The sequence below is a fragment of the Parafrankia sp. BMG5.11 genome (assembly GCF_004337455.1).
The window spans coordinates 23,949-48,834 of record NZ_SJXI01000015.1; the positions used below are offsets into that span (position 1 = coordinate 23,949).

Sequence of the window (24,886 nt, forward strand, 5' to 3'; positions counted from 1 at the left end):
CCCCAGACGCTTCATTCGAACGCCCGTTCCCAACTTAACTTCGGCGCAAGCAAGCAGCGGTCGCTTGACTTTCGCATATAACAATATCTTTATATGTGGGATGGGCATCGAGACCACCATGCGCGCGTTGGGCGACCTCACCCGGCTCAGGATCATGCGCCTGATCGCCGCGATGGAGCTTGCGGTTGGCGAACTCGCGCATGCATTGGGGCAGAGCCAGCCCCGCGTGTCACGCCACGTGGCGATCCTGTGCGACGCTGGCCTGGCCGAGCGCCGCCGGGAAGGCAGTTGGGTATTCCTGCGCCACGCGACTTCGGGGGCTGCGGAAGCAACGGCAGGCGCGGTTGCCGGGTTGCTTGCCGCGGCTGAGGAAGATGATCCGAATTTCGCCCGCACCTGCGCGGAGGACCGGCGCCATCTGGCGGCGATCCGAGACGCCCGGGAGAAGAGCGCAGCCGAGTATTTCGCGCGCCATGCAGGTGAATGGGATCGCCTCCGAGCCATCCTGGCGCCAGCGGAAGCGGTCGAGCAGGCGTTGCTGGCGTCCCTCAGTGACGAGGGCTTGGGCGAGGTGCTCGACGTCGGTACCGGCACCGGACGGGTCGCGGAATTGCTGGAACCGCTGGCGCATCGGGTGACCGGCCTCGACAAGAGCCCGGAGATGTTGCGGCTTGCCCGCGCGCGCTTGCAGGGTCTGCCATCAGGACGGGTGGAACTGGTGCAGGGCGATTTTGCGGCGCTGCCGTTTGCGCCTGGCACCTTCGACACGATCGTCTTCCACCAAGTGCTGCATTACGCGACTGAACCCGATTTCGCGCTGGCCGAGGCGGCGCGGGTGTGCCGTCCCGGGGGGCGGATCGCTATCGTCGATCTGGCGGCGCACGCACGCGAGGAATTGCGGCGGGCTCATGCCCATGCGCGGCTGGGTTTCGGCGACGAGCAGATGAGCGAAATGCTGGCCCGCTTCGGCTTCGAGCCCGCCGGTTGCGCGGTGATCGAAGGTGGCGAGCTTGCGGTCAAGGTATGGACCGTCCGCCGCGTGTCTGACGTTCCCAGGATCGGCACTGCTCGTCGGAGGGCCGCGCGATGAACGAGGAAATTGCCCACTCAGCGCCGCTTTATGCCTCGCTGCCCGGCGACATCGGCGTCTCGTTCGAATTCTTTCCTCCGAAGACAGAGAAAATGGCCGAAACGTTGTGGGATAGCGTGCGCACGCTGGAACCCCTGCGGCCGGATTTTGTCTCCGTGACCTACGGCGCGGGTGGCTCGACCCGCGAGCGGACCCATGCCGCGGTTCAACGGATCATCCGCGAGACCGCGATCCCGGCAGCCGCGCACCTGACCTGTGTGGACGCCACGCGCGAGGAAGTCGATGCGATCGCGCGCGAATACTGGGACAGCGGAATTCGCCACATCGTCGCTCTGCGCGGTGATTCCTCCGATCCGGCGGGTGGGTATCGCCCGCATCCCGGGGGCTACGAAAATGCCGCCGCCTTGATCGAAGGGCTACTGAAGATTGCCCCGTTCGAGATTTCGACTGCGGCGTATCCGGAAACCCATCCAGACTCAGTCGACGAACAGGTCGATCTCGACAATCTCAAGCGCAAGCTCGACGCCGGGGCGACCCGCGCGATCACCCAGTTCTTCTTCGAACCCGAGTGCTTCTTCCGCTTCCGCGACAAGGCGGCCGCTGCGGGCATCACTGCCGAGATCATCCCCGGCATCATGCCGATCCTGAGCTTTGCCAGCGTCCAGCGGATGAGCGGCTTGTGCGGCACGGCCATCCCGGGGTGGTTGGAGACCCTGTTTCGGGGACTCGATGAACGCCCCGCCGCGCGGCAGCTGGTTGCCGCCACCGTGGCGGCTGAATTGTGCCGGCGGCTTTACGCCGGTGACGTGCGCCAGTTCCACTTCTACACTCTCAATCGTGCCGAGCTGAGCTACGCCATCTGTCACCTGCTCGGCCGCCGACCTGCCGGAGAAGCCGCATGAGCAAACGCGACGACCTGATCGCCGAAGCGAGCAAGCGCATCCTGATCAAGGACGGCCCATATGGCACCGCAATCCAGGCGGCCAGGCTGTCCGAGGAAGATTACCTCGGCAGTACCGGCCTGCCCCGCGACCAGAAGGGCAACAACGACCTCGTCAACCTGACCCGGCCTGACGTGATCCGCGCGATCTGCGAGCGCTACATCGAGGCGGGCGCATGCTTGCTGGCGACGAACACCTTCAACGCCAACCGGATCAGCCAGAGTGACTACGGGGCTGAAAGCCTGGTCCGAGAGATGAACGTGTCCGCCGCGCGCGCCATCCGCGAGGCTGTCGACGAGGCTACGGCGCGCGACGGCATCAACCGCTTCGTCGCAGGTGCCATGGGCCCGACGAACAAGACATTGTCGCTGAGCCCGCGGGTAGAGGATCCGGGCTACCGCGAAGTCACGTTCGACGAGGTCAAGGAAGTCTACCGCGAACAGGCCGCCGCGTTGATCGAGGGCGGGGCGGACTTCATCCTGGTCGAAACGGTATTCGACACGCTCAATTGCAAGGCAGCGATATCCGGGGTTCGCCAGCTGGCCGACGAGCTTGGGCGCGATGTGCCGCTGATGCTGTCTTTGACGCTCACCGACCTGTCGGGCCGCAACCTGTCTGGCCATACGGTCGAAGCGTTCTGGCACGCGGTGCGCCACGCGAAACCCGTGGCCGTGGGGCTCAATTGCAGTTTCGGTGCCGAGCAATTGCGCCCCCACGTGCAGGTCCTTTCCGCAATCGCCGACACGCTGCTGATGGCTTACCCAAACGCGGGCCTGCCGAACGAGTTGGGCGCGTACGATGAAGCGCCGGAGACCACCGCCAGGCTGGTGAAGCGCTGGGCGGACAGCGGCCAGATCAATATCCTCGGCGGCTGCTGCGGCAATACTCCCGAACACATCGCGGCTATGGCGCAAGCGGTCCGCGGCCTTGCTCCGCGGCAAGTGCCTAAGCCTGACATCGCCACCCGGCTTGCGGGACTGGAGCCATTCACGCTCGCCGCCTGATCTCCATCGAAAGTCTGTCGTGACCCAATCCGCATCCTCTCGTTTCGTCAATATCGGCGAACGCACCAACGTCACCGGCTCCGCGGCGTTCAAGAAGCTCGTCATGGCCGGCGACTATACCGCGGCGGTCGAGGTGGCGCGCCAGCAGGTCGAGAACGGCGCGCAGATAATCGACGTCAACATGGACGAAGGCCTGCTCGACGCGGTCGAAGCCATGACCACCTTCCTGAAGCTGATCACCGCGGAGCCGGACATCGCCCGCGTGCCGGTGATGATCGACAGTTCGAAGTGGGAGGTGATCGAAGCCGGGCTGAAATGCGTTTCGGGCAAGCCGATCGTCAATTCGATCTCCATGAAGGAGGGGGAAGAGGCGTTCCTGGCCCAGGCCCGCAAGTGCATGGATTATGGCGCCGCGGCCGTGGTGATGGCCTTCGACGAAACCGGTCAGGCCGACAGCAAACAGCGCAAGGTCGACATCTGCCAGCGTGCCTATGCTCTGCTGACCGGGATCGGCTTCCCGCCCGAAGACATCATCTTCGATCCCAACATATTCGCCGTCGCCACCGGGATCGAGGAGCACGACCGGTACGGCCTGGATTTCATCGAGGCGGTGAGCGAGCTCAGGCAGCTGTGCCCGCACGCGCACTTTTCGGGCGGGCTGTCGAACCTCTCGTTCAGCTTCCGCGGCAATGAGACTGTGCGGCGGGCGATGCATTCTGTGTTCCTCTACCATGCGATCCCCGCCGGGTTGGACATGGCGATCGTCAATGCCGGTCAGCTCGATATTTACGACCAGATCGACCCGGTTTTGCGTGAGGCGTGCGAGGACGTGATCCTGATGCGCCGGCCGGATGCGACAGAACGGCTGATCGCACTCGCCGAAAGCTACAAGGGCAAGTCCGCGGCCGACGAAAAGGCTGCCGAGGAGTGGCGCGGCTGGCCGGTCGAACGCCGGATTGAACACGCGTTGGTCAAGGGCATCGACGCCTATGTGGTCGACGACACCGAAGAAGCGCGCCAATCCCGCATGGCGCAGGGCGGGCGCCCGATCGAGGTGATCGAGGGTCCGCTGATGGACGGCATGAACGTGGTCGGTGACCTGTTCGGCAGCGGCAAGATGTTCCTGCCGCAAGTCGTCAAGTCGGCCCGCGTGATGAAAAAGGCGGTCGCCCACCTGATCCCCTTCATCGAGGCGGAGAAAGAAGCCAGCGGCCTGGCCGATCAGTCCAAGGGCCGCATCGTGATGGCGACGGTCAAGGGCGACGTGCACGACATTGGCAAGAATATCGTCGGCGTGGTTCTCCAGTGCAACGGCTACGAGGTGATCGATCTGGGCGTCATGGTGCCGTGGTCGAAGATCATCGCCACCGCCAATGACGAACAGGCTGACATGATCGGGCTGTCCGGCCTGATCACCCCGTCGCTCGACGAGATGGTCACCGTGGCCGAGGAGATGACCCGCGCCGGCATGACCATGCCGCTGCTGATCGGCGGCGCGACGACCAGCAAGGTCCACACGGCGTTGCGGATCGATCCCGCTTACGATGGGCCGGTGATCCATGTGCTAGACGCCAGTCGCGCGGTCGGGGTGGCCAGTCGCCTGCTGTCGGATACCCAGCGCGATCCGTTTGTCGCCGACACTGCGGGCGAATACGCCAAGGTGCGCCATGCGCGCGAGGGCAAGGCGCAAAGCGTGCTCTTGAGCATCGACGAAGCGCGCGCGAACTTCTACGATCCGCGGTACGGCGACAAGCCCGCCCCGCCGCTGCGGCCGGGGCTGCATTCCTTCGCCGACTGGCCGCTGGAAGACTTGCGCGAGATCATCGACTGGACCCCGTTCTTCCGCGCGTGGGAACTGCATGGCACGTATCCATCGATCCTGGACGATGCCGTGGTCGGCGACACCGCTCGCAGCCTGAAGGCCGACGCCGACGCGATGCTCGACCGGATCATCGGCGAGAAATGGCTGACCGCCAAAGGGGTCGCTGGCCTGTGGCCGTGCGCCCGCGATGGCGACGACGTGACGATCCACCTGGTGGAGGAGGAGCGGCACGTCACGCTGCCGTTCCTGCGCCAGCAGGTGAAGAAAAGCCGCGACCGGGCGAACATGTGCCTGGCCGACTTCATCGACCCGTCGGGCGACTGGATTGGCGGGTTCGCTGTCGGCATCCACGGGATCGAGCCGCATTCAGAACGTTTCCGCGCCGACAAGGACGATTACTCTGACATTCTGCTGAAGGCGCTGGCCGACCGGCTGGCGGAAGCCTTTGCCGAAAGCCTTCACCGCCACGTGCGCACTGATCTGTGGGGTTACGCTCCTGACGAGCAACTGACCAACCAGGCGCTGATCCGCGAGGAATATCGCGGCATCCGCCCGGCGCCCGGCTATCCTGCCTGCCCCGATCACAGCCTGAAGCCGACGCTGTTCGGATTGCTGGATGCGGGCAACACGGCCGGACTGACGTTGACCGAGAACTACGCCATGTATCCGACATCCGCGGTTAGCGGGTTTTACTTCGGCCATCCCGAAAGCGAGTATTTCGGGGTCGCGCGGATCGGCCGCGACCAGCTGGAAGACTATGCCCGGCGGCGGGGCGTGGATATCGCGACCGCCGAACGTTGGCTGCGCCCCAATCTCGATTGACCGCGCCAGCGGACTCGCGCAGGGCAGAGTTGTCGTTCGGAAGCGATTCCGGCGTCCGCCATGGGAGAGCGTCCCGCCGTCTGCTTGTCAGGGGCGGGGCCGCCGAAGGAGCAACCGCCCCGGAAACTCTCAGGCAACCGGACCGTGGCGGGCCATGCGGCACTCTGGAAAGCGCCTCGTCGCCCGATAATCCGGGGGCGCGGCCACCGACGGTGTAAGCTGCGTGCCGCAAGGCGCCGGCCAAACTCTCAGGTTTCCCGACAGAGGGGGCAGCGGTTTCGAGATGGCCTTGCCGGCCATCGGCCGCGCTGTCGGAGTGTGCGCGTGAGCGAGAGCGAAGAACCCATCGAGATCGAGGCGCTGCCGCTGGACGCGTGGCACCGCGCGCGCGGTGCGCGGATGGTGCCTTTCGCCGGGTACGAGATGCCGATCCAGTACGCCGGTCCCCAGGGTGGGATCATGGCCGAACATCTCTGGACCCGTGAGCATGCCGGCCTGTTCGATGTCAGCCACATGGGCCAGTTGATCGTCGAGGGGGAAGGCGCGGCCGAAGCGCTCGAGGTCATTCTCCCCGGTGATATCTCGGCGCTCAAGCCCGGACGGATCCGGTATTCGCTATTGCTGGCCGAGGATGGCGGCATTCTCGATGACCTGATGGTGACCAACGTCACGCCGCCGGGAGGCGAGACGCCGCGCTTTTACATTGTCGTCAATGGCGCGACGAAGTGGGACGACATCGCTTTCTTGCGCGAGCATCTGCCTGACGAGATCACCCTGACGCATCTCGACGAACGCGGCCTGCTTGCGCTTCAGGGGCCTGAGGCGGCTGCAGTGCTCGAGGCAATCGCCCCCGGCGCAGCGGATGGCCTGTACTTCATGCAGGGCACCTCGGTCGAATGGCGCGGCGAGCAACTCGGCATTGGGCGGGGCGGTTATACCGGCGAGGATGGCTTCGAGCTGTCGTTCCCGGCCGAACGCCTGGCTGAGCTGGCTGATACGCTGTGTGCGGATGATCGGGTGCGACCCGTCGGCCTGGGCGCGCGCGATTCGCTCCGGCTGGAAGCAGGCTTGCCGCTCTATGGCCATGACCTCGACGAGAACATCGACCCGGTTGAAGGCAGCGCCGCGTTCGCGATTTCAAAACGCCGCCGCGAACAGGGCGGCTTTCACGGCGCCGACCGGATCCTTCGCGCCCTGACCGATGGTGCCCCGCGCAAGCTGGTCGGCTTTACGGTGGAGGGGCGCATGCCCGTACGCGAAGGCGCGTCGATTTATTCTGACGAAGCGCTGATCGGCCGCATTACCTCTGGCGGCTTCGCGCCCAGCGTGGGTGCGCCGATCGCGATAGGGTACGTCGATACCCAATACTCCGCGCCTGGCACTCCTATGGAGGCCGAGGTGCGCGGCAAGCGCGTTCCGCTGACGGTGGAGACGATGCCGTTCATTCCCCACCGCTATCACCGCCAACCCCGCAATCAGGCGACCGGAGCATCGAAATGACCCGTTATTTCACGCAAGACCACGAATGGATCGAAGTCGAAGGTGACACCGCCACCGTCGGCATCACCGATTATGCGCAGAGCCAGCTAGGCGATATCGTGTTCGTCGAAGTGCCTGGCGAGGGTGCGGCCGTCACCAAAGGTGATGAGGCGGCCGTGGTCGAAAGCGTGAAGGCGGCGAGCGATGTGTACTCTCCCGTCAGCGGCACCGTGATCGAAGGCAATCCGGCGCTGGAAGAGGATCCTGCGCTGGTGAACTCCGCCCCCGAAGGCGACGGCTGGTTCTTCAAGCTGACGATCGCCGACGCCGGCGAACTGGACGGCCTGATGGACGGGAGCGCCTACAAGGACTTCGTCGCCGGACTGTGAGCCAATTTGGCGCGCCTTCGCCGGCCCATCGGCGCGCCTGCTGGCCGCGACCCCTATGTACGGTTGGTTTTGCCACGCGCCGTACACGCGCCACCTTCTTCACTGCAGAGACCTGAACCCATGCGCTATCTCCCCCTGACCGACAGTGATCGCGCGGCGATGCTTTCCGTGATCGGCGCGCCCGACGTGGACGCGCTGTTCACGGATGTCGCGGCCGAGCAGTACCTGAAGCAGCCGATCGAAGGGCTTCCGGCCCACGCGAGCGAGATGGCGGTCGAGCGGCACATGCGGCGGCTGTCGAGCAAGAACCTGGCTGCGGGCGATGCGGCGTTCTTCTGCGGGGCAGGGGCCTATCGCCACCATGTCCCGGCGACGGTCGACCACCTGATCCAGCGGGGCGAGTTCCTGACGGCCTATACGCCCTACCAGCCGGAAATCGCGCAAGGCACCTTGCAGATGCTGTTCGAGTTCCAGAGCCAGGTCGCACGGCTTTATGGCTGCGCGGTGGCCAATGCATCGATGTACGATGGCTCGACCGCGTGCTGGGAAGCAATCAGCATGGCCGGACGGGTAACCAAGCGAAACCTCGCGATCCTGCACGAGGGGCTGCACCCCCATTACGTGTCGACCATCCGCACGATGGCGAAGTTCACCGGCGACAGCATCGCCGACCGCGCGCCGAGCCTCCAGGCCGATGGCGGGATCGGTGAATTGATCGCCGAGATCGAGGCCAATGAACCAAGCTGCGTGGTGGTGCAGTATCCGGACGTCCTTGGCCGGGTATATGACCTGTCGCCCATCGCCGAGGCCGCCCATGCCAAGGGCGCGTTGCTGATCGCGGTTAACACCGAACCCGTGGCCTTGGGCGCGCTCCGCTCGCCAGGCGAGATGGGAGCGGACATCGTCGTCGGCGAAGGCCAGTCGCTCGGCGTCGGCCTGCAATTCGGCGGCCCTTACCTGGGCCTGTTCGCGGTGCGCGATCCCAAGCACGTCCGCCAGATGCCGGGCCGGCTGTGCGGCGAAACCGTCGATGCCGAGGGCAAGCGTGGGTTCGTGCTGACGCTCTCCACCCGCGAGCAGCACATTCGCCGCGAGAAGGCGACCAGCAACATCTGCACCAATTCCGGGCTGTGCGCGCTGGCGTTCACGATCCACCTGACCTTGCTGGGAGAAGCGGGGCTGCGCGCGCTGGCGGCGGAGAACCACCGCCTGGCCTGCGTGGCTGCCGACCGGCTGGCGAAGGTGCCGGGGGTCAAGGTGCTCAACGACAGCTTCTTCAACGAGTTCACCATTCTGCTTCCCACCGACGCGCGGCCCGTCGTCCGCGATCTGGCGCACCGCAACGTGCTCGCCGGGGTTTCGCTTGGCCGTCTATATCCCGCGGAGGATCAACTGTCGCACGGCCTGGTCATCGCGGTGACCGAGACCGCCAGCGAGGAGGACATCGAAACCCTTGCCTCCGCTCTCGAGGAGTCGATCCGATGAACGCACCTAACCAAAGCGGCTGGAAGCCCGCGATGACGCCCGTATCAGGCGACGCGACCCAGACGGTGACCGGCAACCGTGCGCTGATGCTGGAAGAGCCGCTCATTTTCGAGATCGGCACCTTCGCGACCACTGGGGTTGATTTGCCCACGCCGGTGGACGGTGCGAACCGCTTGGGCGGGTTGGCGCGCGACGGCGAGATTGGCCTGCCCGGTTTGTCGGAGCCTGAAACGATCCGTCACTACACCCGGCTCAGCCGCCAGAACTACGCGATCGATCTGGGGCTTTTTCCGCTTGGCTCGTGCACCATGAAGCACAACCCGCGCCTCAATGAAAAAGTCGCACGGATGCCGGGCTTCCTCGATGTGCACCCCTTGCAGCCGGTCGACACCGTGCGCGGCGCGCTGGAGGTGATCGACGAACTGGCGCAATGGCTGATCACGCTTACCGGCATGCACGGCGTCGCGATGACGCCCAAGGCCGGAGCACACGGGGAGCTGTGCGGGATCCTGTGCATCCGTGCCGCGCTGGAAGCGCGCGGCGATCCGCGCGAGGTGATCCTGGTGCCGGAAAGCGCGCATGGCACGAACCCGGCGACTGCCGCCTTTGCCGGCTACCGGGTGGAAAACATACCGGCGACCGCCGAAGGGCGGGTCGATCTGGCCGCGCTGAAAGCACGGCTGGGTCCCGATGTCGCCGGGGTGATGATTACCAATCCCAACACCTGCGGTTTGTTCGAACGCGACATGAAGGCGATCTCCGACGCGGTCCATGCGGCCGGAGGATATGTGTATTGCGACGGCGCGAACTTCAACGCCATCGTCGGCCGGGTGCGGCCGGGGGACCTTGGCGTCGATGCCATGCACATCAACCTGCACAAGACGTTCTCCACGCCGCATGGCGGTGGCGGTCCGGGCTCGGGTCCGGTGGTGCTGTCCGAAGCGCTGAGCCCGTTCGCCCCGCTGCCGTTCACCACGCGCCGCGCTGATGGTACGGTTGATCTGATCGAGGAGGAGAACGCGGGGGAAGAGCATCCGCACACGTTCGGCCGCATGTGCGCCTTTCATGGACAGATGGGCATGTTCACTCGCGCGCTCGCTTACATCCTGAGCCACGGCGCCGACGGGCTGCGCCAGGCATCGGGCGACGCGGTGCTCAACGCGAACTACCTGCTGCGCAGCCTCGACGACGTGCTTGACGCGCCGTTCGGCGCCAGCGGGCCGTGCATGCACGAGGCGCTCTTCAGCGACAAAGGTTTCGCCGGGGGTCTGACGACGCTCGACCTTGCGAAAGGCATGATCGACGAGGGGTTCCACCCGATGACGATGTACTTCCCGCTCGTGGTGCACGGAGCGATGCTGGTGGAACCTACCGAAACCGAGAGCAAGGCCGGGCTCGATCAGCTGGTCCTCGCGCTGCGCAGTCTTGCCGAGCGGGCGCGCGCTGGCGACGAAAGTCTGAAAACCGCGCCTCACTTCGCGCCCCGCCGGCGGCTCGATGAAACGCTGGCGGCGCGAAAGCCGGTGCTGGCGTGGGAAAAGCCCAAGGCCCCGGCGGGCGAGCCGACGCTCAACGAGCAAGGCGGGCGGTAAGCGCCATGTGGCAGGGGCTGTTCACCGCCACTAACGTGGTGGCGCTGCTGGCCTGGACAGTCCTGCTGTTCGCGCCGCGCCGGCCGGCGCCGCTGGCACTGGTGCTGTACTTGGGCGTCGGACTGCTGTGCCTCGCCTACGTGGCGATGGCGGCGGCGTTGGTCCTGGGATGGGCCGACCCCGTGCGGGACCCGGGCCTGGCGGCGATCGACTTCGGCAACTACTCGGTCGCTGGGTTGAAAGACGCGTTCCGCTCCGAAGGCGCGATTGCCGTGGGTTGGACCCACTATCTCGCGCTCGATCTCTTTACTGGCCTGTGGATTGCCCGCGATGCCGATGCGAAAGGCTTTCCGCGGATCGCGCAGGGAGCAATTCTTTTACTGACGTCCCTGGCCGGGCCGGCCGGTTTGCTGGTCTGGCTCGTAGTGCGCGAGCGGCGCGCGCGCGGACCCGGCGGATGGAGCCGGAAAGGAAAAACGCCCGCCGGTTAGACCGACGGGCGCTTCCCTGCGACCACGAAAGGCCCGTGGGCCCTGTGGCTGTTGATGGGGTCAGATGGCCCGGTCGCCGGCTTCGCCAACCGACTCGACGTCGCGACCAAGGCCTTTGACGGTGTTGCAAGCGGTCGTGGTCAGCGTGATGGCGGCCACGCCCAGCGCTAGGATCAGTTTCTTGGCCAAGGGATCAATTCCTCTGTCTTGGTGAGAGAGCGGTCGAGAAGCTCAACGGCGTCACGCGCGGCGGGTTCCCTTATTCCCCCACCATCGCGCGCGCCTTTTGCAGCGACAGGCGATGCTCGCGCCAGGCGATCAGCAATCCGGCGCCGACCACAAGCGGCGCGCCGAGCCACGTCGTGTGCGGCGGCAGCAGATCGAACACCCACCAACCCAGCAGGGTCGCCCAGATCAGCGAGCTGTAGTCCATCACGATGACGCTCGCCACGGCGCCGAACCGCAGCGCCGCGGTGAGCAGGAACTGGCCGAGCAACCCGAACAATGCGAGGCCACCCAGGAGCGACCACTGGTACAGGGTGTGCGGCACGATCACGAACGGCAGCGCGATCGCCAGCGGCACCACGCTGAACGCGGCAAACCAGAACACGATCGTCAGCGGATGTTCTGTCTGCGCAAGATCGCGGATCTGGATCGAGATCAGCGCGATCATGAACGCGGCACCGAGAGCGACCGCGGCGCCCAACAGGGGAATATGGCCACTACCGGGTTGAGCGATCACCAGCACCCCCGCAAACCCGAGCAGGACCGCGGCCCATCGCCACACGCCGATCCGTTCGTGCAGCAGCAGCGCCGAGAGGATGACGGCCCAGATCGCAGAGGTGAAGTTGAAGGTGGTCGCCTCTGCCAGCGGTAGCAGGGTCACTGCTCCGAAGTTGAGGAACATGCCCATCAGCCCGGTCATCGCGCGGCCACCGTGCGCTTTCAGCCGCGTGCTGCCGAGCGTCGACAACTGGCCGCGCGCGGCGAACCAGGCGAGCAGGATCGGCACCGTCGGCAACTGGCGCCAGAACAGCGTTTCGGTCAGCGACACGCCCGACTGGGTGACCAGCTTGACGAACACTAGCATGATCGACAGCACCAATGCCGCGCCGAGGCGGATCAGGAGCGCCATCTGCGGGCGGTGGTATCGGATCGGCTCGGCCACGCTCCGCGCCATAAGCAGACTGGTCGCGGGCGCAACGCATCCCATATTGGCGCGCGTGAAGCTGACCGAAGAACTGCTGTTTGCCAGCACCGCCGAATGGGCCGCGATCGGCGGAGTCCTGTTCCTGCTGCTCGCCGCGATCACCCGCTATGGCGAACGCCGCCGCATGCGGAGGGAGCGGATCGACAGTGTCGGCTGGGTCCCGTGGACCGGCCTGTTCCTGGTGTTCTCGGTCATCGGCGTCACGCTGCTGGCGCTCAGCGTGCCGGGCTTGCTGAAGGGCCAGTAGGGCGGACGATCCATGTGCGCGCTGCGGGTGCAGGATGCCCGTTACAGGCAGGCTTCCAGATATGCTTGGTCGAAACCGAACTGGCGGGCCTTCTCCAGGGTATAGGGACGCAGGCCGCTCGAGCGGAATTCGCCGAGGATCTTGCCGTCCTCGCTCTCGTCCAGATACTCGAACTTGAACAGTTCCTGGGTGACGATCACGTCACCTTCCATGCCGATCACCTCGGTCACGTTGGTGGTCCGGCGCGAACCGTCGCGCAGGCGCTTCACCTGCACGATCAGGTCGACCGACTCCGCGATCTGGCGGCTGATGGCTTCCTTGGGGATCTTGATGTCGCCCATCAAAATCATGTTTTCCATACGGCCCAGGCATTCACGCGGGCTGTTGGCGTGGAGCGTGCACATCGAACCGTCGTGGCCGGTGTTCATCGCGGCGAGCAGGTCGAAGCACTCGGCTCCGCGGATTTCGCCCAGGATGATCCGGTCAGGCCGCATACGCAGCGCGTTCTTGACGAGGTCGCCGATGGTGATCGCGCCCTGGCCTTCAAGGTTCGGAGGCCGCGTTTCCAGCGGCAGCCAGTGAGGCTGCTGCAACCGTAGCTCGGCCGCGTCCTCGATCGTCAGCACGCGCTCGCCCGGGTCGATCATCTTCGACAGGGCGTTGAGCATCGTCGTCTTGCCCGAGCCAGTACCGCCCGAGATGACCACGTTCATCCGGCATGCACCGGCGATCTTGAGTGCGGTCGCCATCTTGTCGCTCATGCTGCCGAAGTCGCGTAGCATGTCGATGGTGATCGGCTTTTCGGAGAACTTACGGATCGAGATCGCGGTGCCGCGCAAGCTCAATGGCGGGACGATCACGTTGACACGGCTACCGTCCTTGAGACGGGCGTCGGCCAGCGGCGTGGTCTGGTCAACGCGGCGGCCGACCTGGTTCACGATGCGCTGCGCGATCTGGAACAGGTGCTGTTCGTCGCGAAAGCGGATCGGCGCGATGACCAGCTTGCCCTTTTTCTCGATGTAGGTCTGGTCCGGGCCGTTGACCATGATGTCGGAGATGTCGGGGTCGTTGAGCAGTTCTTCCAGCGGCCCGAAGCCGAGCAGCTCGTCAATCAGCACCTTTTCCAGTGCGAACTGTTCGCGCCGGTTCAGCGTCACTTTCAGTTCGGCAAGAACCTCCAGGATGATCGGCCGGAATTCTTCGCTGAGCTCGTCCTTGGTCAGCGTCGCCGCCGCTTCGGGATCGACCCGCTCAAGCAGGCGGGGGAGCACCTGCTCCTTGATCTTGTGAACGCTGGCCTCGAACCCGCCGACCTGGCTGTTCGGATCGTGAATCGCGTTCGCGCGATCGGTCAGGCGCGTCATCGCGTCGTTCTTGTTCGGCGCTGAATCCGGTCCACCATCGGCGAATACGTCGGGAGCACCCGGGAGAGGGGGGAACTGATCGCCCCCCGGCACGGGCGCAGGAGCGCCCGCAGCGCCGCCGCTGCCCTTCATGGGTCGAGCCACGCCAAAGGACGGGCGCGCGCCCGGAGCCATTCCCCCGGGTCCGTTCCTGCGTCCAAAAGCGCTCATTTACTGCCCCCCAAGGCCTTTGCGAAGTTCATCTGTCGCAAACGATGCCCCTCCGCCTGCGAAAGGGTCTTTGCGATGATTGGTGAATATGCCGGAAACCTTATTTTTTCCTAAACCCAGTCCGTCGCGGGTGCTGCGACCGCCGGACGATGGGCAGCGGCATCCTCAGAAACGCGTTTCTCTACCAGGACATCTTGCCAATGATATCAAGTGACGATATCACGCGGCGGTGACCCGAATTCTGGCCGATTTGCATGATGACGACATCCAGCGGCTAGACCGGATGGCTGCCGATCAGGGAAAATCCCGGGCCGCGATGCTGCGCGAGGCCGTGCAACTTTACCTGCTGCACCGGGGCGACGATCGCAGCTGGATCGACCGGGGATACGGGCTGTGGTCGGATCGTCCGGACATCCGCGATGACTTCGACGATCGGCGTGCTGGTAAGCGTAGCCGCCATGATGAGCGGCACTGAACTTGTCGGCGCCATTCTTCGACACCAGCATCATCGTCGACTGGCTCAAGCGCCGCCCCCAGGCTCGCGCGGAGATCGCGCGATACGCGCGGCACCAGATCAGTCGCATCGTATGGACCGAGATCATGGCGGCGGAGGCGCTGGAGGCGCGCCAGGTTCTGCAAGAAGCGCTCGCTCATTTCGAAGTGGTGGAATTGGACCAGCGGATCGCTACAGCGGCGGCCGACGTCTGTTATCGGACCGAAATGAGCCTCCCCCACGCGTATGTCCTGGCGACCGCGCAGGTGAATGGCGCAATCCTAATTACACGAAACACCAAGGATTTTCCGGCAGAGCTGCCGGGGATCCGCGTTCCCTATACTCTCTGACAGGATACTAGACCCATGTGCGGCATCATCGGCATCGTCGGCAAGGAATCAGTCGCGGACCGGCTGGTCGACGGACTGAAGCGAATGGAATACCGCGGCTATGACAGCGCGGGCGTGTGCACCGTACACGAGGGCGAGCTTGTCCGCCGCCGGGCCGAGGGCAAGCTGGTGAACCTGGTGCGCGAACTGGCCGCGCATCCGGCGCCGGGCGACATCGGCATCGCACACACCCGCTGGGCGACCCACGGCGCGCCGACCGCGCACAACGCGCACCCCCATGCGACCGAACATGTCGCGCTGGTCCACAACGGCATCATCGAAAACTACAAGCCGCTGCGTGACGAACTGATCGCCGCCGGACGTGCGCTGGAGAGCGAAACCGACAGCGAAGTCGTGGTCCATCTCATCAGCCGCGAAGTCGAGAACGGCGCCTCTCCGGAAGACGCGGTCAAGGCCGTGCTTCCCCGCCTGCGGGGCGCATTCGCGCTGGCGATCGCCTTCCGCGCCCATCCCGACATGCTGATCGGCGCGCGCCTCGGTTCGCCGCTGGTGCTCGGCTATGGTGACGACGAAACCTATCTCGGCTCCGACGCGCTGGCGCTGGCGCCGCTGACGCAGCGGATCGCTTATCTCGAGGAAGGCGACTGGACCGTCGTCAGGCGCGACGACGCGCAGGTCTATGACGCCGACAACAATCCGGTGACGCGCGAGATCACCACCTCCGGTGCCTCCGCCGCCTCGGTGGAGAAGGGCAATTACCGCCACTTCATGCAGAAAGAGATCTACGAGCAGCCTATCGTCGTCGCGCAGACGCTGCGCAGCTACATCCGTCAGGTCGACAGCACCGTGGCGCTGCCACAGATCGACTTTGACCTGTCGACGATCCGCCGGATCACCATCGTTGCGTGCGGAACGTCGTTCTACGCAGGCATGGTGGCAAAGTACTGGTTCGAGACCTTCGCCCGGGTGCCGGTCGACATCGATTACGCGAGCGAGTTCCGTTACCGCGAGCCGGTTCTGGAGGAGGGCGGCCTGTCGCTGTTCATCTCCCAGAGCGGCGAGACGGCCGATACGCTGGCCGCGCTGCGATATTGCAAGCAGGCGGGCCAGACCATCGCGGTGGTGGTCAACGTACCGACGAGTTCCATGGCGCGTGAGGCCGACCTGCTTCTGCCGACGCACGCAGGGCCGGAGATCGGCGTTGCCAGCACCAAGGCGTTCACCTGTCAGTTGGCCGTGCTAGCCGCGCTGGCCGCGCACCTGGCGGTGAAGAAGGGACGGATGGACCGCAGCGAAGAACAGGAAGTCGTTCGCCACCTGCTCGAAGCACCCGCCGCGCTCAACGCAGCGCTTGATCATGATGACGATATCGCAGCGATGGCGCACCTGATCGCGCCGGCCCGCGACGTGCTCTATCTCGGCCGCGGCCCGGACTATCCTCTGGCTCTCGAAGGCGCGCTGAAACTGAAGGAAATCAGCTACATCCATGCGGAAGGTTATGCGTCTGGCGAAATGAAGCACGGGCCGATCGCGCTGATCGACGAAGCCGTCCCCGTCATCGTCCTCGCGCCCTCGGGACCGCTGTTCGAAAAGACCGTCTCCAACATGCAGGAAGTGCGCGCGCGAGGCGGCAAGATCGTGCTCATTTCCGACGAAGAAGGCCTGGCCGAAGCAGGCGAAGGCTGCCTCGCCACCATCGCGATGCCCAAGGTTCACCCGCTGATCGCACCGCTGGTCTATGCCGTGCCGGTGCAGTTGCTTGCCTACCATGTGGCGTGCGTGAAGGGCACCGATGTCGATCAGCCGCGCAATCTGGCGAAGTCCGTGACGGTAGAATAACAGCCGCGCGTGCGGGTGATGGTTAACATCGTCTTGCACGCGCGTACGCTTTTTCCCCTTTCATTATCGCGGTTTACCGAGCCATAACCTTTGGCGCGGTAACTGCGGCGGGTGAGCGACAGCACCTCTCCTACCCCGCAAAAGCCGGCCGACTTGCCGCTCCTGGCGATCCTTGGCCTCAAGGATCCCGACGGTGAGGATTGGGGCCGGCTGCGCGGTCTCCAGTATTCGCAGCTAATCGGCACCGCCGGGCAGCGGACTGCGGTTCACGCTTTGTGTGCGCTGCTGACGCTGGCAATTTATGCGGGCACGGCGCCGATCTGGTTGATGGCGGTGTTCATCGCCGCTCTTGGCGTGAGCCTGGTCGTCAACCGGCGGGCCAATCGGGGTGTCGCCGTCGGGGACCGGCCCCGCGTCACCCGGGACGAGATGAACCGCAAGGCGCGAGCGACGTTTGTTGTCTCCGCTGCATGGTGCATCCCTATCTTCGGATTTGCGATTTTCGGGACCGACGTCGAGCGCGCCAGCCTGGGGGTGCTGTTCAGCGTGCTGCTGATCGGATCCTCCCTGGCGTTGGGCGCCGCGCCCCTGGCGACGATCATCATGGGCGCCGTCGCGGGCGGCGCGATGATCCTGAGCTTCCTGTGGTTCGGACAGTTCTCTCTCGCCGCAGGCATCGCGATCATGCTGGCGGCGGTGGCCAAGGGCGTGGCCAGTGTCTCGCGCGTGCATCTGACCGCCTGCCTGGCCGAGGCGGGGAACGCGGAGAAGAGCGAGGTCGTGTCGCTGCTGCTGCGCGAATTCGAGGAAAACCAGGCAGACTGGTTGTGGCAGGTGGACACCAACCGGATGGTCCGCGGTGCCTCTCCCCGGTTCGCCTTCGCGCTCGGGCGTCCGGTCGAAGAGGTCGAAGGCCGGCCGTTCGTCGAGCTGATCGCAGGAGAGGCGTGGGAGACCGGCCAGTTTCCGCCCTCACTGCACGATCTGGCCGAGCGCCTGAAACGCCGCGAAAGCTTCTCCAACCTGCTGGTAAAGGTCGCGATTGGCCGCGAGCATCGCTGGTGGGAGCTGTCGGGCACACCCATGCTGGACGATAACGGCGCGTACCTGGGCGTGCGCGGGGTCGGGTCCGATGTCACCGAACAGCGCGAATCGAGCGAGAAGATCGCTTATCTTGCGCGCTACGACACCCTAACGGGCTTGCCCAATCGGCTGATGCTGACCGAGGCGCTGGGCGATGCGCTGCGGTATGCCGAACAATGGCGCACCCGCTGCGCGTTCCTGATGATCGACCTCGACCGCTTCAAGGCGGTCAACGATTCGCTCGGTCACCTCGTGGGCGACAAGCTGCTGGCGCAGGTATCAGCGCGGCTGAAGGCGCTGATGGGCGACAACGAGATGTGCGGCCGCCTTGGCGGTGACGAGTTCGCGATCGTCGTGCGTGACGCTTCGGAACGGGGCTGCATCGAACGCGTGGCGAAGAATGTGATCGCGCGGCTGTCGCAGCCGTACGAAGTTGATCACCACACGCTGTACGTCGGTGCTTCCGTAGGCTCGGCCATCGGTCCGCGGGATGGCAAGTCGGTCGAGGAACTGATGCGCAACGCCGACCTCGCGCTCTACCGAGCCAAGGACGACGGCGGCAACGAGCACCGCAATTACGAGCCGCTGCTGCACGCGAACGCCGAGGAGCGCCGCCAGCTGGAATTCGCGCTCCGCCAGGCGCTGGAGAAGCGTGAGCTGGAACTCCACTACCAACCGGTGGTCGATGCCAATTCGGAAAACGTGGTCAGCTTCGAAGCGCTGGTCCGCTGGAACAGCGCCGATCACGGCCCGATCAGCCCCGGCAAGTTCGTGCCGATCGCCGAGGATACCCGCCTGATCGTGCCCATCGGCACCTGGGTCATGGAACAGGCTTGCCGCGAAGCGACCCGTTGGCCCGACCATATCCGGGTGGCGGTCAACGTCTCTCCGGAACAACTGTTCGAACCCGATTTCGCCACCACCGTGGTGCGCGCGCTGACCGCTAGCGGACTGGAAGCGCGGCGGCTTGAGCTGGAAGTGACCGAGAGCATCTTCCTGCGCGACGCCAGTATCGCGCGCGCCTCGCTGGAGCAGGTGATGGCGCTAGGCTGCACCGTCGCGCTCGATGACTTCGGAACTGGCTATTCCTCGCTAGGGTACCTTCGAAAGATCAAGTTCTCGACCATCAAGGTCGATCGCAGCTTCGTGCAAGGCGCGGCGCAGGACAGCAAGGAGAGCCTGGCGATCATCCGCGCGGTCGTCGCGATGGCCGACAGCCTGGAGATGAGCACCACCGCGGAAGGTGTCGAGACGGCCGAGGAAGCCGAGATGATCCGCCGGATGGGGTGCACCAAGATCCAGGGCTATTACTTCGGCCGGCCGATGCGGGCCGACGATGCGCTGCAACTGTTCCGGCGGCGGGCGGCGGTTCCCGAACGCCTGCGCGCCTAGGCGCCGACCAGCGCTCCGACCGCGCTGGCGAACAGCGCGCGGCCATGGGTGCCGCCAAGCTCAGGCTCGATCGCCCGTTCGGGGTGCGGCATCATGCCCAGGACCGTGCCGGTATCGTTGAGTATCCCGGCGATCCGGCGCTGCGATCCATTGCAATCATCGGCATAGCGGAACGCCACCCGGCCTTCGCCTTCAAGGCGGTCCAGCGTGTCCGTGTCGGCGAAAAAATTGCCGTCGTGATGCGCCACGGGAAGACTGATCGTCGATCCCGCTGCGTACCCCGCGGTAAACAGCGACTGGTTGTTCTCGACGGTGAGCGGCGCCACGCGGCAGGTGAAGTTGAGCTGCGCATTGCGCATCAGCGCGCCGGGCAGCAGCCCCGCCTCGGTGAGCACCTGGAACCCGTTGCACACCCCCAGCACCGGCACGCCGCGACCCGCGGCCTCAACCACCGCACGCATGATCGGACTGCGGCTGGCGATGGCACCGCAGCGCAGGTAATCGCCGTACGAGAACCCGCCCGGCACTGCGATGAAATCGAGCCGATCGGGTAGCTCAGCATCACCATGCCACACCCGCAGCGACCGTTCGCCGGAGACCTTCTCCAACGCGACCGCCATGTCGCGATCGCAGTTGGAGCCAGGGAAGGTGATGACCGCGCCGCGGAACGCCATCACGCGGTCTCCAGCTTCTCGATACGATAGTTTTCGATCACCATGTTGGCGAGCAGCTTGCGGCACATCTCGTCCAGCGCGGCATCGGTGGTGCCACTCGCCACCTCAAGTTCGATCAGGCGGCCGACGCGCACGTCCTCCACGCCTGAGAACCCGAGACCTTCCAGCGCGTGATGAACGGCACGGCCCTGCGGGTCGAGCACCCCTGGCTTCAGGCTGACGTGAACGCGGACTTTCATGGGCTACGGCCCTTTCGCTGGCTGGCGGGGTCGCCGGCAGCCTATGGCCGAGGCCGCCCTGTGCGGCAAGGCTTAGCCGCCGCTTTCCCCGGCCGGCAGGGCCAGCACCTCGACCGCCGCGTCAGGCGCCAGGTACCGCGCGGCCAGCGCCTGCAGGTCTGCGGGAGTGATCGCTGCAATCTGCGCCTGGGCGGCATAGAACCGGTCGATCCGCTCGCGCTCGCTCTGTGCGCGGCCGGCGAGGCGCAGCCAGCCACCGTTGGTTTTCAGCGCGCTGGCATAGTTTTCGAGCAGCGGACGCCGCGCGCGCTCCAGCGTATCGGTGCTGACCGGCTGTGCGCTGAGTTGCTCCAGAACCGTGCGGATGGCTGCGCGCGTCGCCGCCACATCGCCCACGTCGATCGACGCGGCAAGGGAGAACGTGCCGTATCCTCGCCACACTTGCGATGGCGAACTGGAAGCCCCCGGTGAATAGGCCTTGCCGAGCCGCTCGCGGATCTCGTCGGTCAGTTCGATCCGCGCCACCCGCTCAAGCAGTTCGAGTTGCTGGACGGTGACGGCGTCGCGGTCGTCGGTGGTAGGCCAGGTGTACTGCAGCAACGCCTGGTCGGCTTCTCCGGTATGGCGGACGACCCGGGCTGAACGCTGGGCAGTGAAAGCGCGTTCTCGCGCCGCTTCCCGCGGCTGGAACTCAGGCTCGCGCGGGGGCAACGCACCCAGCGTGCTGCTCACCAACGCGATCGCCTGTTCTTCGTCGACATCGCCGACCAGTGCCAGCTCAAGCGCGCCGCGCGCCAGGCGGTCGCCGATCGCGGCGCGCAGCTTATCGAACGACAGCTTCTGGTAATCCCCTGGCGGCTGAGTGGTGAAGCGCGGGTCGTCATCCGACAGGATTCCGCCGATACGCGATCCGACGGCGCCGCCGGGGGTGGCGTCCTTGCGCAGGAACCAGTTGGCAGTCTCGCGCCGGTAACGCACTTCGCCTTCGCGCCGGTAACCCGAATCGCTCACCGCCGCGGCGAGGAGTTGCAACTGAAGTTCCAGATCGCGGGACGTGGTGACGCCGCCGCTGGTGAAGACATCGCCTGCGGTTGCGAAATTGAGGCTGACCGAGCGTCCCGCCATCAGGCTTTCGAGTTCGTCCTGCGAATGCCGGCCCAGACCGCCCGCCGGCAGCATGGACGCCATCGCGGTCGCCAGCGGGTCCTCACGGGTCGCCAGCAAGCTGCCGCCGTCGATCGACATGGCAAAGCGTACCCGGTCCGCTTCGAGGACGGTACGCTTGAGGTTGAGGCGCACACCGTTGGCAAAACGCACGATGCGAATGCCGGTGCGGGGTTCGACCATATCGGTGACCACCGCGCTCGGGCTGCCAAAGTCGGTGTAGGCGAACTCGTTGGCGGCGGTGGCGGTCGGCGATGCGACAGCCTCGGCCATCAGCGCGTTCCAGGCCGTTCGCAGAGCGTCCGCGCCGCCCTTGGGCGCGACCCGGCCCTGGAAGCGGATCAGCGGATTGTCGAGCGGAGCGGCATCGGCGGTCAGAGCGGCCATCACCGTGGCCGGGGTGATCGACGGCGCGAATGCGTTGAACCGTTCCAGTGCGCTTTCTGGCGTGGCTGGCACCAGGTCGTCGGCGATCAGCCGCTCAACCGCATTGACGAGCACCCCGTTGCTGCGAGTGGCGGCGGCCCGTGCGGCGTTCTCCTGGCTCTGCCGGGTGCGGGCCACCTGTTCCGCGATCTCGGCATCGGTGAAGCCGTGTTGGAGCGCGCGCCGCCACTCGCGCACCGCGGCTTCCAACCCCTCGCGCCATTTGCCGTCCAGCGCGTCGACGATGAGGTTGGTGGTTCGCCCATCCTCGAACACATCGCCGGTGCCGAAGCCCGCGCCGCGATAGGGCGCGTCGGGCCGGCGGGCGATCGCTTCGAACCGCCGATTGATGGCGGCGTAGCCGATACTTTCCAGCAGATCCGTGCGGCGCTGGGCAATCGTGTCGGGTTCTTGCCGCCAGGGCGACAGGCGGGTGACGGTGACTCTCTCCGACAATGCGGGATCGAGGTAGATGTCGGTTTCGCCCTGCCGCGAAAGGTCAACCGGGCCGGCGCGCGGCTTGGGCGGAGCGGGGGGCCCCGACCAGTCCCCAAACCGCTTCCGGATCGCACTTTCGACCGCGGCAACATCGATCGCGCCAATGACCACCAGCACCGTGTTCGCAGGAACATAGGCGCGGCGATAGAATCCGCCGATGCGAGCCGCGTCCGCTGCCTTGAGCGTCTCCTCCTCGCCGATCGGCAGCCGGTCGGGGAACCGCGCGCCGGGTTGGACGAACGCCCATTCGTCCTGCGTCTCCTTCAGCGTATAGGTAGTGCGGTCGCGCTTCTCGGCCAGCACCACCCCGCGCTCCCGCTCGATCGCTTCGTCCGAAAGGGTCAGCTCGCTGGCAGTCTCGCGCATCAGCATCAAAGCGGTGTCGATCAGCTTGGGATCGTTCCGCGGCAGATCGAGCTTGTAGGTGGTCGCCTCGAAGCCGGTCGAGGCATTGGTATCGGCCCCGAACGCCAGCCCCTCGCGCTCCAGCAACCTGATCATCTCGCCCTCGGGCACGTTGCGGGAGCCATTGAACGACATGTGTTCCAGAAAGTGCGCCACACCCCGCTCCTGGTCGGTTTCCTCCAGCGATCCCGATCCGATCCGCAGGCGCACCAGCACCGTGTCTTGCGGCGTGTGGTTCTCGCGCAGGACATAGCGCATCCCGTTGGGCAGCGTGCCGAAAGTAAACGCCGGGTCGACCGGCACGTCGCTGGCTGCGAAGCTCCACCCGGCCGGTGCCGGTTCTTCAGCGGAGGCGGGAACGGCCAGCAGGGCGGTGCAGGCGAGCAGCAGGAAACGCATCATCGCGCCCTTCCTTGCCGGCGGAAGCTGAACCGGGCAACAACCGCGGCGCGCATGAACCTCGATCTGGTCTACAACCCCGTCGCGGGCAGCTTTCGGCCGGAGCGGTTGGAGGCGCTGGTGCGGGCATTCACGGCGCGCGGCGCGCGAGTAACGCCGGTGGCGACGACCTTGCGAGGGGTGACGATTTCGCCTGACGCCGAGCTGGTCTGCGTCCACGGCGGTCACGGTACCTTGCGCGACACGGTGCAGTCGCTGGGCGCAAGGGCTGGCGCGGTGCCGCTGTGCATCGCGCCGGCGGGCACCATCAATCTGGTGGCGCGCGAGATCGGCTATGTCCGCAAACCAGGGGCGCTCGCAGATCAGGTCATGCGCGCGTGGGACCGGCCAGAGGGATGGGTGCGGGCACCGCTTTACACGCTGGGCGATCTACCGGTGGTGTCGTGCCTGTCGATCGGGCCCGACAGCCATGCCGTGGCGCGGGTCTCGCCCGCATTGAAGCGGCGGCTGGGCCGCATGGCGTACGTCGTGGCGCTGCTCCGCGTGCTGCGCGAATGGCCCCGCGAAACGATGTCGTTGTCAGGCGAACTGACCGACGGAACGCCGTTCAAGTGCGAAGCGGCGGCTGTGATCGTCAGCCACGGCGCACTTTACGCAGGGCCGTTCCGCCTGCCGCCGGGCGCCTCACTGGCAGCGGATTCAGTGGAGCTGATCGTGCTCGAACGCCCGTCGCGCCGCGGGGTCGCCGCGTTCACCGCCGCGGCGTTCGCCGGCTGGCCGCTCGACCGGCTTGGCCTCGCCAGCTTCCGCAGCGTGCGCCGGGTGGCGTTCGACCGCTGCGTGCATCCGGTGCAGGTGGATGGCGACCACATCAGCGACTGCGGATTCGCGGTCGGGCCAAGCGGGATGACCCTGCGCTACGTGATCTGAGCGGTTACTTCTTGGGCTTGGGCGTTGAGCGCAGGCGGGACCGGTGCGCGCTCATGTCGAATACCTCGCCCGGACCCGCGCCATCGTCCTGCAGCAGGCCGAGCCGGCGCGCGACTTCCTGATACGCCTGCTCTTCTCCACCGAGATCGCGGCGGAAACGGTCCTTGTCGAGCTTCTCCCCTGTGGCGATGTCCCACAGCCGGCACCCGTCAGGGCTGATCTCGTCCGCCAGGATCGTGCGCGGGAAATCGCCATCCCACACCCGGCCGAACTCCAGCTTGAAGTCGACCAGCCGGATGCCGATCGCGGCGAACATGCCGCACAGAAAATCGTTGATGCGGATCGCCATCGACGAAATGTCCTGCATCTCTTCGTGGCTGGCCCAGTTGAAGCAGGCGATCTCTTCTTCCGAAATGAACGGATCGCCCAGGGCGTCGTCCTTGTAGCAATACTCGATCAGCGTGTGCGGCAGCGGTTCGCCTTCTTCGATGCCCAGCCGCTTGCTGAGCGAACCCGCGGCGACGTTGCGCACGATCACCTCGATCGGGATGATCTCAACCTGGCGGATCAGCTGCTCGCGCATGTTCAGCCGCCGGATGAAGTGCGTCGGGATGCCGATGTGGCCGAGGCGCGTGAAGACGTACTCGCTGATCCGGTTGTTGATCACGCCCTTGCCGTTGATCGTGCCCTTCTTCTGGGCATTGAAGGCCGTGGCATCGTCCTTGAAGTACTGGATCAGGGTGCCGGGCTCCGGCCCTTCATAGAGGATCTTGGCCTTGCCTTCGTAAACCTGGCGGCGGCGGGAGGACATGGGCGCTTACCTTCTTGGAACAGCCGTGAACGCGAGC

22 protein-coding genes and 1 riboswitch are annotated in these 24,886 nt (G+C 65.7%); of the genes, 15 read left to right on the plus strand and 7 right to left on the minus strand.

Translation table 11 applies throughout. The features are described 5' to 3' along the window. The first annotated feature begins 100 nt into the window (after window positions 1-100). The 9 genes from E0504_RS11040 (at window position 101) to E0504_RS11080 (ending at window position 11,115) form a co-directional block, all read left to right on the plus strand. Complete coding sequence (locus E0504_RS11040; RefSeq protein ID WP_131624523.1) at window positions 101-1,090, plus strand: metalloregulator ArsR/SmtB family transcription factor; 990 nt, start codon at window positions 101-103, stop codon at window positions 1,088-1,090. Next, window positions 1,087-1,992 (plus strand): methylenetetrahydrofolate reductase [NAD(P)H], encoded by a 906-nt coding sequence (gene metF / locus E0504_RS11045; RefSeq protein WP_131624020.1) that lies wholly within the window; start codon window positions 1,087-1,089, stop codon window positions 1,990-1,992. The genes E0504_RS11040 and metF overlap by 4 nt, the downstream gene beginning before the upstream one ends. Further along, window positions 1,989-3,035 (plus strand): homocysteine S-methyltransferase family protein, encoded by a 1,047-nt coding sequence (locus E0504_RS52035; protein WP_131624021.1) that lies wholly within the window; start codon window positions 1,989-1,991, stop codon window positions 3,033-3,035. The genes metF and E0504_RS52035 overlap by 4 nt, the downstream gene beginning before the upstream one ends. 19 nt (window positions 3,036-3,054) lie before the next feature. Next, window positions 3,055-5,679, plus strand: coding sequence for a methionine synthase (metH, locus tag E0504_RS11055; protein WP_131624023.1), 2,625 nt, complete (start codon window positions 3,055-3,057; stop codon window positions 5,677-5,679). A 51-nt stretch (window positions 5,680-5,730) separates the two neighbouring features. Continuing rightward, a riboswitch (glycine riboswitch) is annotated at window positions 5,731-5,834 on the plus strand. Window positions 5,835-6,003: 169 nt separating this feature from the next. Further along, a complete protein-coding gene (gcvT, locus tag E0504_RS11060; protein ID WP_131624025.1) occupies window positions 6,004-7,179 on the plus strand; it encodes a glycine cleavage system aminomethyltransferase GcvT in 1,176 nt (391 codons plus the stop codon). After that, the gene (gene gcvH / locus E0504_RS11065) at window positions 7,176-7,547 is read left to right on the plus strand and encodes a glycine cleavage system protein GcvH (RefSeq protein ID WP_131624027.1); all 372 of its coding nucleotides are present in this window, start codon (window positions 7,176-7,178) and stop codon (window positions 7,545-7,547) included. Before gcvT ends, gcvH begins: the two co-directional genes overlap by 4 nt. A gap of 120 nt (window positions 7,548-7,667) precedes the next feature. Next, the gene (gene gcvPA, locus E0504_RS11070; RefSeq protein WP_131624029.1) at window positions 7,668-9,032 is read left to right on the plus strand and encodes an aminomethyl-transferring glycine dehydrogenase subunit GcvPA; all 1,365 of its coding nucleotides are present in this window, start codon (window positions 7,668-7,670) and stop codon (window positions 9,030-9,032) included. Then, window positions 9,029-10,624, plus strand: coding sequence for an aminomethyl-transferring glycine dehydrogenase subunit GcvPB (gene gcvPB / locus E0504_RS11075; protein WP_131624031.1), 1,596 nt, complete (start codon window positions 9,029-9,031; stop codon window positions 10,622-10,624). Before gcvPA ends, gcvPB begins: the two co-directional genes overlap by 4 nt. Window positions 10,625-10,629: 5 nt before the next feature. Next, window positions 10,630-11,115, plus strand: coding sequence for an ABA4-like family protein (locus E0504_RS11080; RefSeq protein ID WP_131624033.1), 486 nt, complete (start codon window positions 10,630-10,632; stop codon window positions 11,113-11,115). Between the two features lie 60 nt (window positions 11,116-11,175). Here the strand turns inward: E0504_RS11080 and E0504_RS11085 are convergent, their stop codons facing one another. Together E0504_RS11085 and E0504_RS11090 are read right to left on the minus strand one after the other, a co-directional pair. After that, the gene (locus E0504_RS11085; RefSeq protein WP_131624035.1) at window positions 11,176-11,304 is read right to left on the minus strand and encodes an entericidin A/B family lipoprotein; all 129 of its coding nucleotides are present in this window, start codon (window positions 11,302-11,304) and stop codon (window positions 11,176-11,178) included. A 70-nt stretch (window positions 11,305-11,374) separates the two neighbouring features. Then, window positions 11,375-12,283 carry a DMT family transporter gene (locus E0504_RS11090; RefSeq protein WP_207912468.1) on the minus strand — a complete coding sequence of 303 codons (909 nt, stop codon included), beginning with the start codon at window positions 12,281-12,283 and terminating at the stop codon, window positions 11,375-11,377. A gap of 55 nt (window positions 12,284-12,338) precedes the next feature. Between E0504_RS11090 and E0504_RS11095 the strand changes: the two genes are divergently transcribed. Further along, window positions 12,339-12,572 carry a hypothetical protein gene (locus E0504_RS11095; protein WP_131624039.1) on the plus strand — a complete coding sequence of 78 codons (234 nt, stop codon included), beginning with the start codon at window positions 12,339-12,341 and terminating at the stop codon, window positions 12,570-12,572. 41 nt (window positions 12,573-12,613) lie between these two features. On the opposite strand, the gene E0504_RS11100 is transcribed toward E0504_RS11095, so the two are convergent. Next, window positions 12,614-14,146 (minus strand): CpaF family protein, encoded by a 1,533-nt coding sequence (locus tag E0504_RS11100; protein WP_131624041.1) that lies wholly within the window; start codon window positions 14,144-14,146, stop codon window positions 12,614-12,616. A gap of 229 nt (window positions 14,147-14,375) precedes the next feature. On the opposite strand from E0504_RS11100, the gene E0504_RS11105 reads away from it, so the two are divergent. The 4 genes from E0504_RS11105 (at window position 14,376) to E0504_RS11120 (ending at window position 19,303) form a co-directional block, all read left to right on the plus strand. Next, window positions 14,376-14,621, plus strand: a complete 246-nt coding sequence (locus E0504_RS11105) for a ribbon-helix-helix protein, CopG family (RefSeq protein ID WP_131624043.1) — start codon at window positions 14,376-14,378, stop codon at window positions 14,619-14,621. A 2-nt stretch (window positions 14,622-14,623) separates the two neighbouring features. After that, window positions 14,624-14,989, plus strand: a complete 366-nt coding sequence (locus tag E0504_RS11110) for a type II toxin-antitoxin system VapC family toxin (RefSeq protein ID WP_131624045.1) — start codon at window positions 14,624-14,626, stop codon at window positions 14,987-14,989. Window positions 14,990-15,004: 15 nt separating this feature from the next. After that, window positions 15,005-16,828 (plus strand): glutamine--fructose-6-phosphate transaminase (isomerizing), encoded by a 1,824-nt coding sequence (gene glmS, locus E0504_RS11115; RefSeq protein ID WP_131624046.1) that lies wholly within the window; start codon window positions 15,005-15,007, stop codon window positions 16,826-16,828. Between the two features lie 111 nt (window positions 16,829-16,939). Continuing rightward, window positions 16,940-19,303: a bifunctional diguanylate cyclase/phosphodiesterase gene (locus E0504_RS11120; protein ID WP_207912470.1), complete on the plus strand. Its 2,364-nt coding sequence runs from the start codon at window positions 16,940-16,942 to the stop codon at window positions 19,301-19,303. Here E0504_RS11120 and purQ read toward each other — a convergent pair. The 3 genes from purQ to E0504_RS11135 all read right to left on the minus strand — a co-directional run bounded on the left by purQ (window position 19,300) and on the right by E0504_RS11135 (window position 23,111). After that, window positions 19,300-19,977, minus strand: a complete 678-nt coding sequence (purQ, locus tag E0504_RS11125) for a phosphoribosylformylglycinamidine synthase subunit PurQ (protein ID WP_131624527.1) — start codon at window positions 19,975-19,977, stop codon at window positions 19,300-19,302. The two genes, E0504_RS11120 and purQ, sit on opposite strands and share 4 nt — an antisense overlap. Continuing rightward, complete coding sequence (purS, locus tag E0504_RS11130) at window positions 19,977-20,216, minus strand: phosphoribosylformylglycinamidine synthase subunit PurS (RefSeq protein WP_131624048.1); 240 nt, start codon at window positions 20,214-20,216, stop codon at window positions 19,977-19,979. The genes purQ and purS overlap by 1 nt, the downstream gene beginning before the upstream one ends. A 72-nt stretch (window positions 20,217-20,288) precedes the next feature. After that, complete coding sequence (locus E0504_RS11135; protein ID WP_207912471.1) at window positions 20,289-23,111, minus strand: pitrilysin family protein; 2,823 nt, start codon at window positions 23,109-23,111, stop codon at window positions 20,289-20,291. Window positions 23,112-23,162: 51 nt separating this feature from the next. Here E0504_RS11135 and E0504_RS11140 point away from each other — a divergent pair, with 51 nt between their 5' ends. Beyond that, window positions 23,163-24,038 carry a diacylglycerol kinase family protein gene (locus E0504_RS11140; protein WP_131624050.1) on the plus strand — a complete coding sequence of 292 codons (876 nt, stop codon included), beginning with the start codon at window positions 23,163-23,165 and terminating at the stop codon, window positions 24,036-24,038. A gap of 4 nt (window positions 24,039-24,042) precedes the next feature. Here E0504_RS11140 and purC read toward each other — a convergent pair whose 3' ends face one another. Next, a complete protein-coding gene (gene purC, locus E0504_RS11145) occupies window positions 24,043-24,849 on the minus strand; it encodes a phosphoribosylaminoimidazolesuccinocarboxamide synthase (RefSeq protein ID WP_131624052.1) in 807 nt (268 codons plus the stop codon). Window positions 24,850-24,886: the final 37 nt, after the last annotated feature.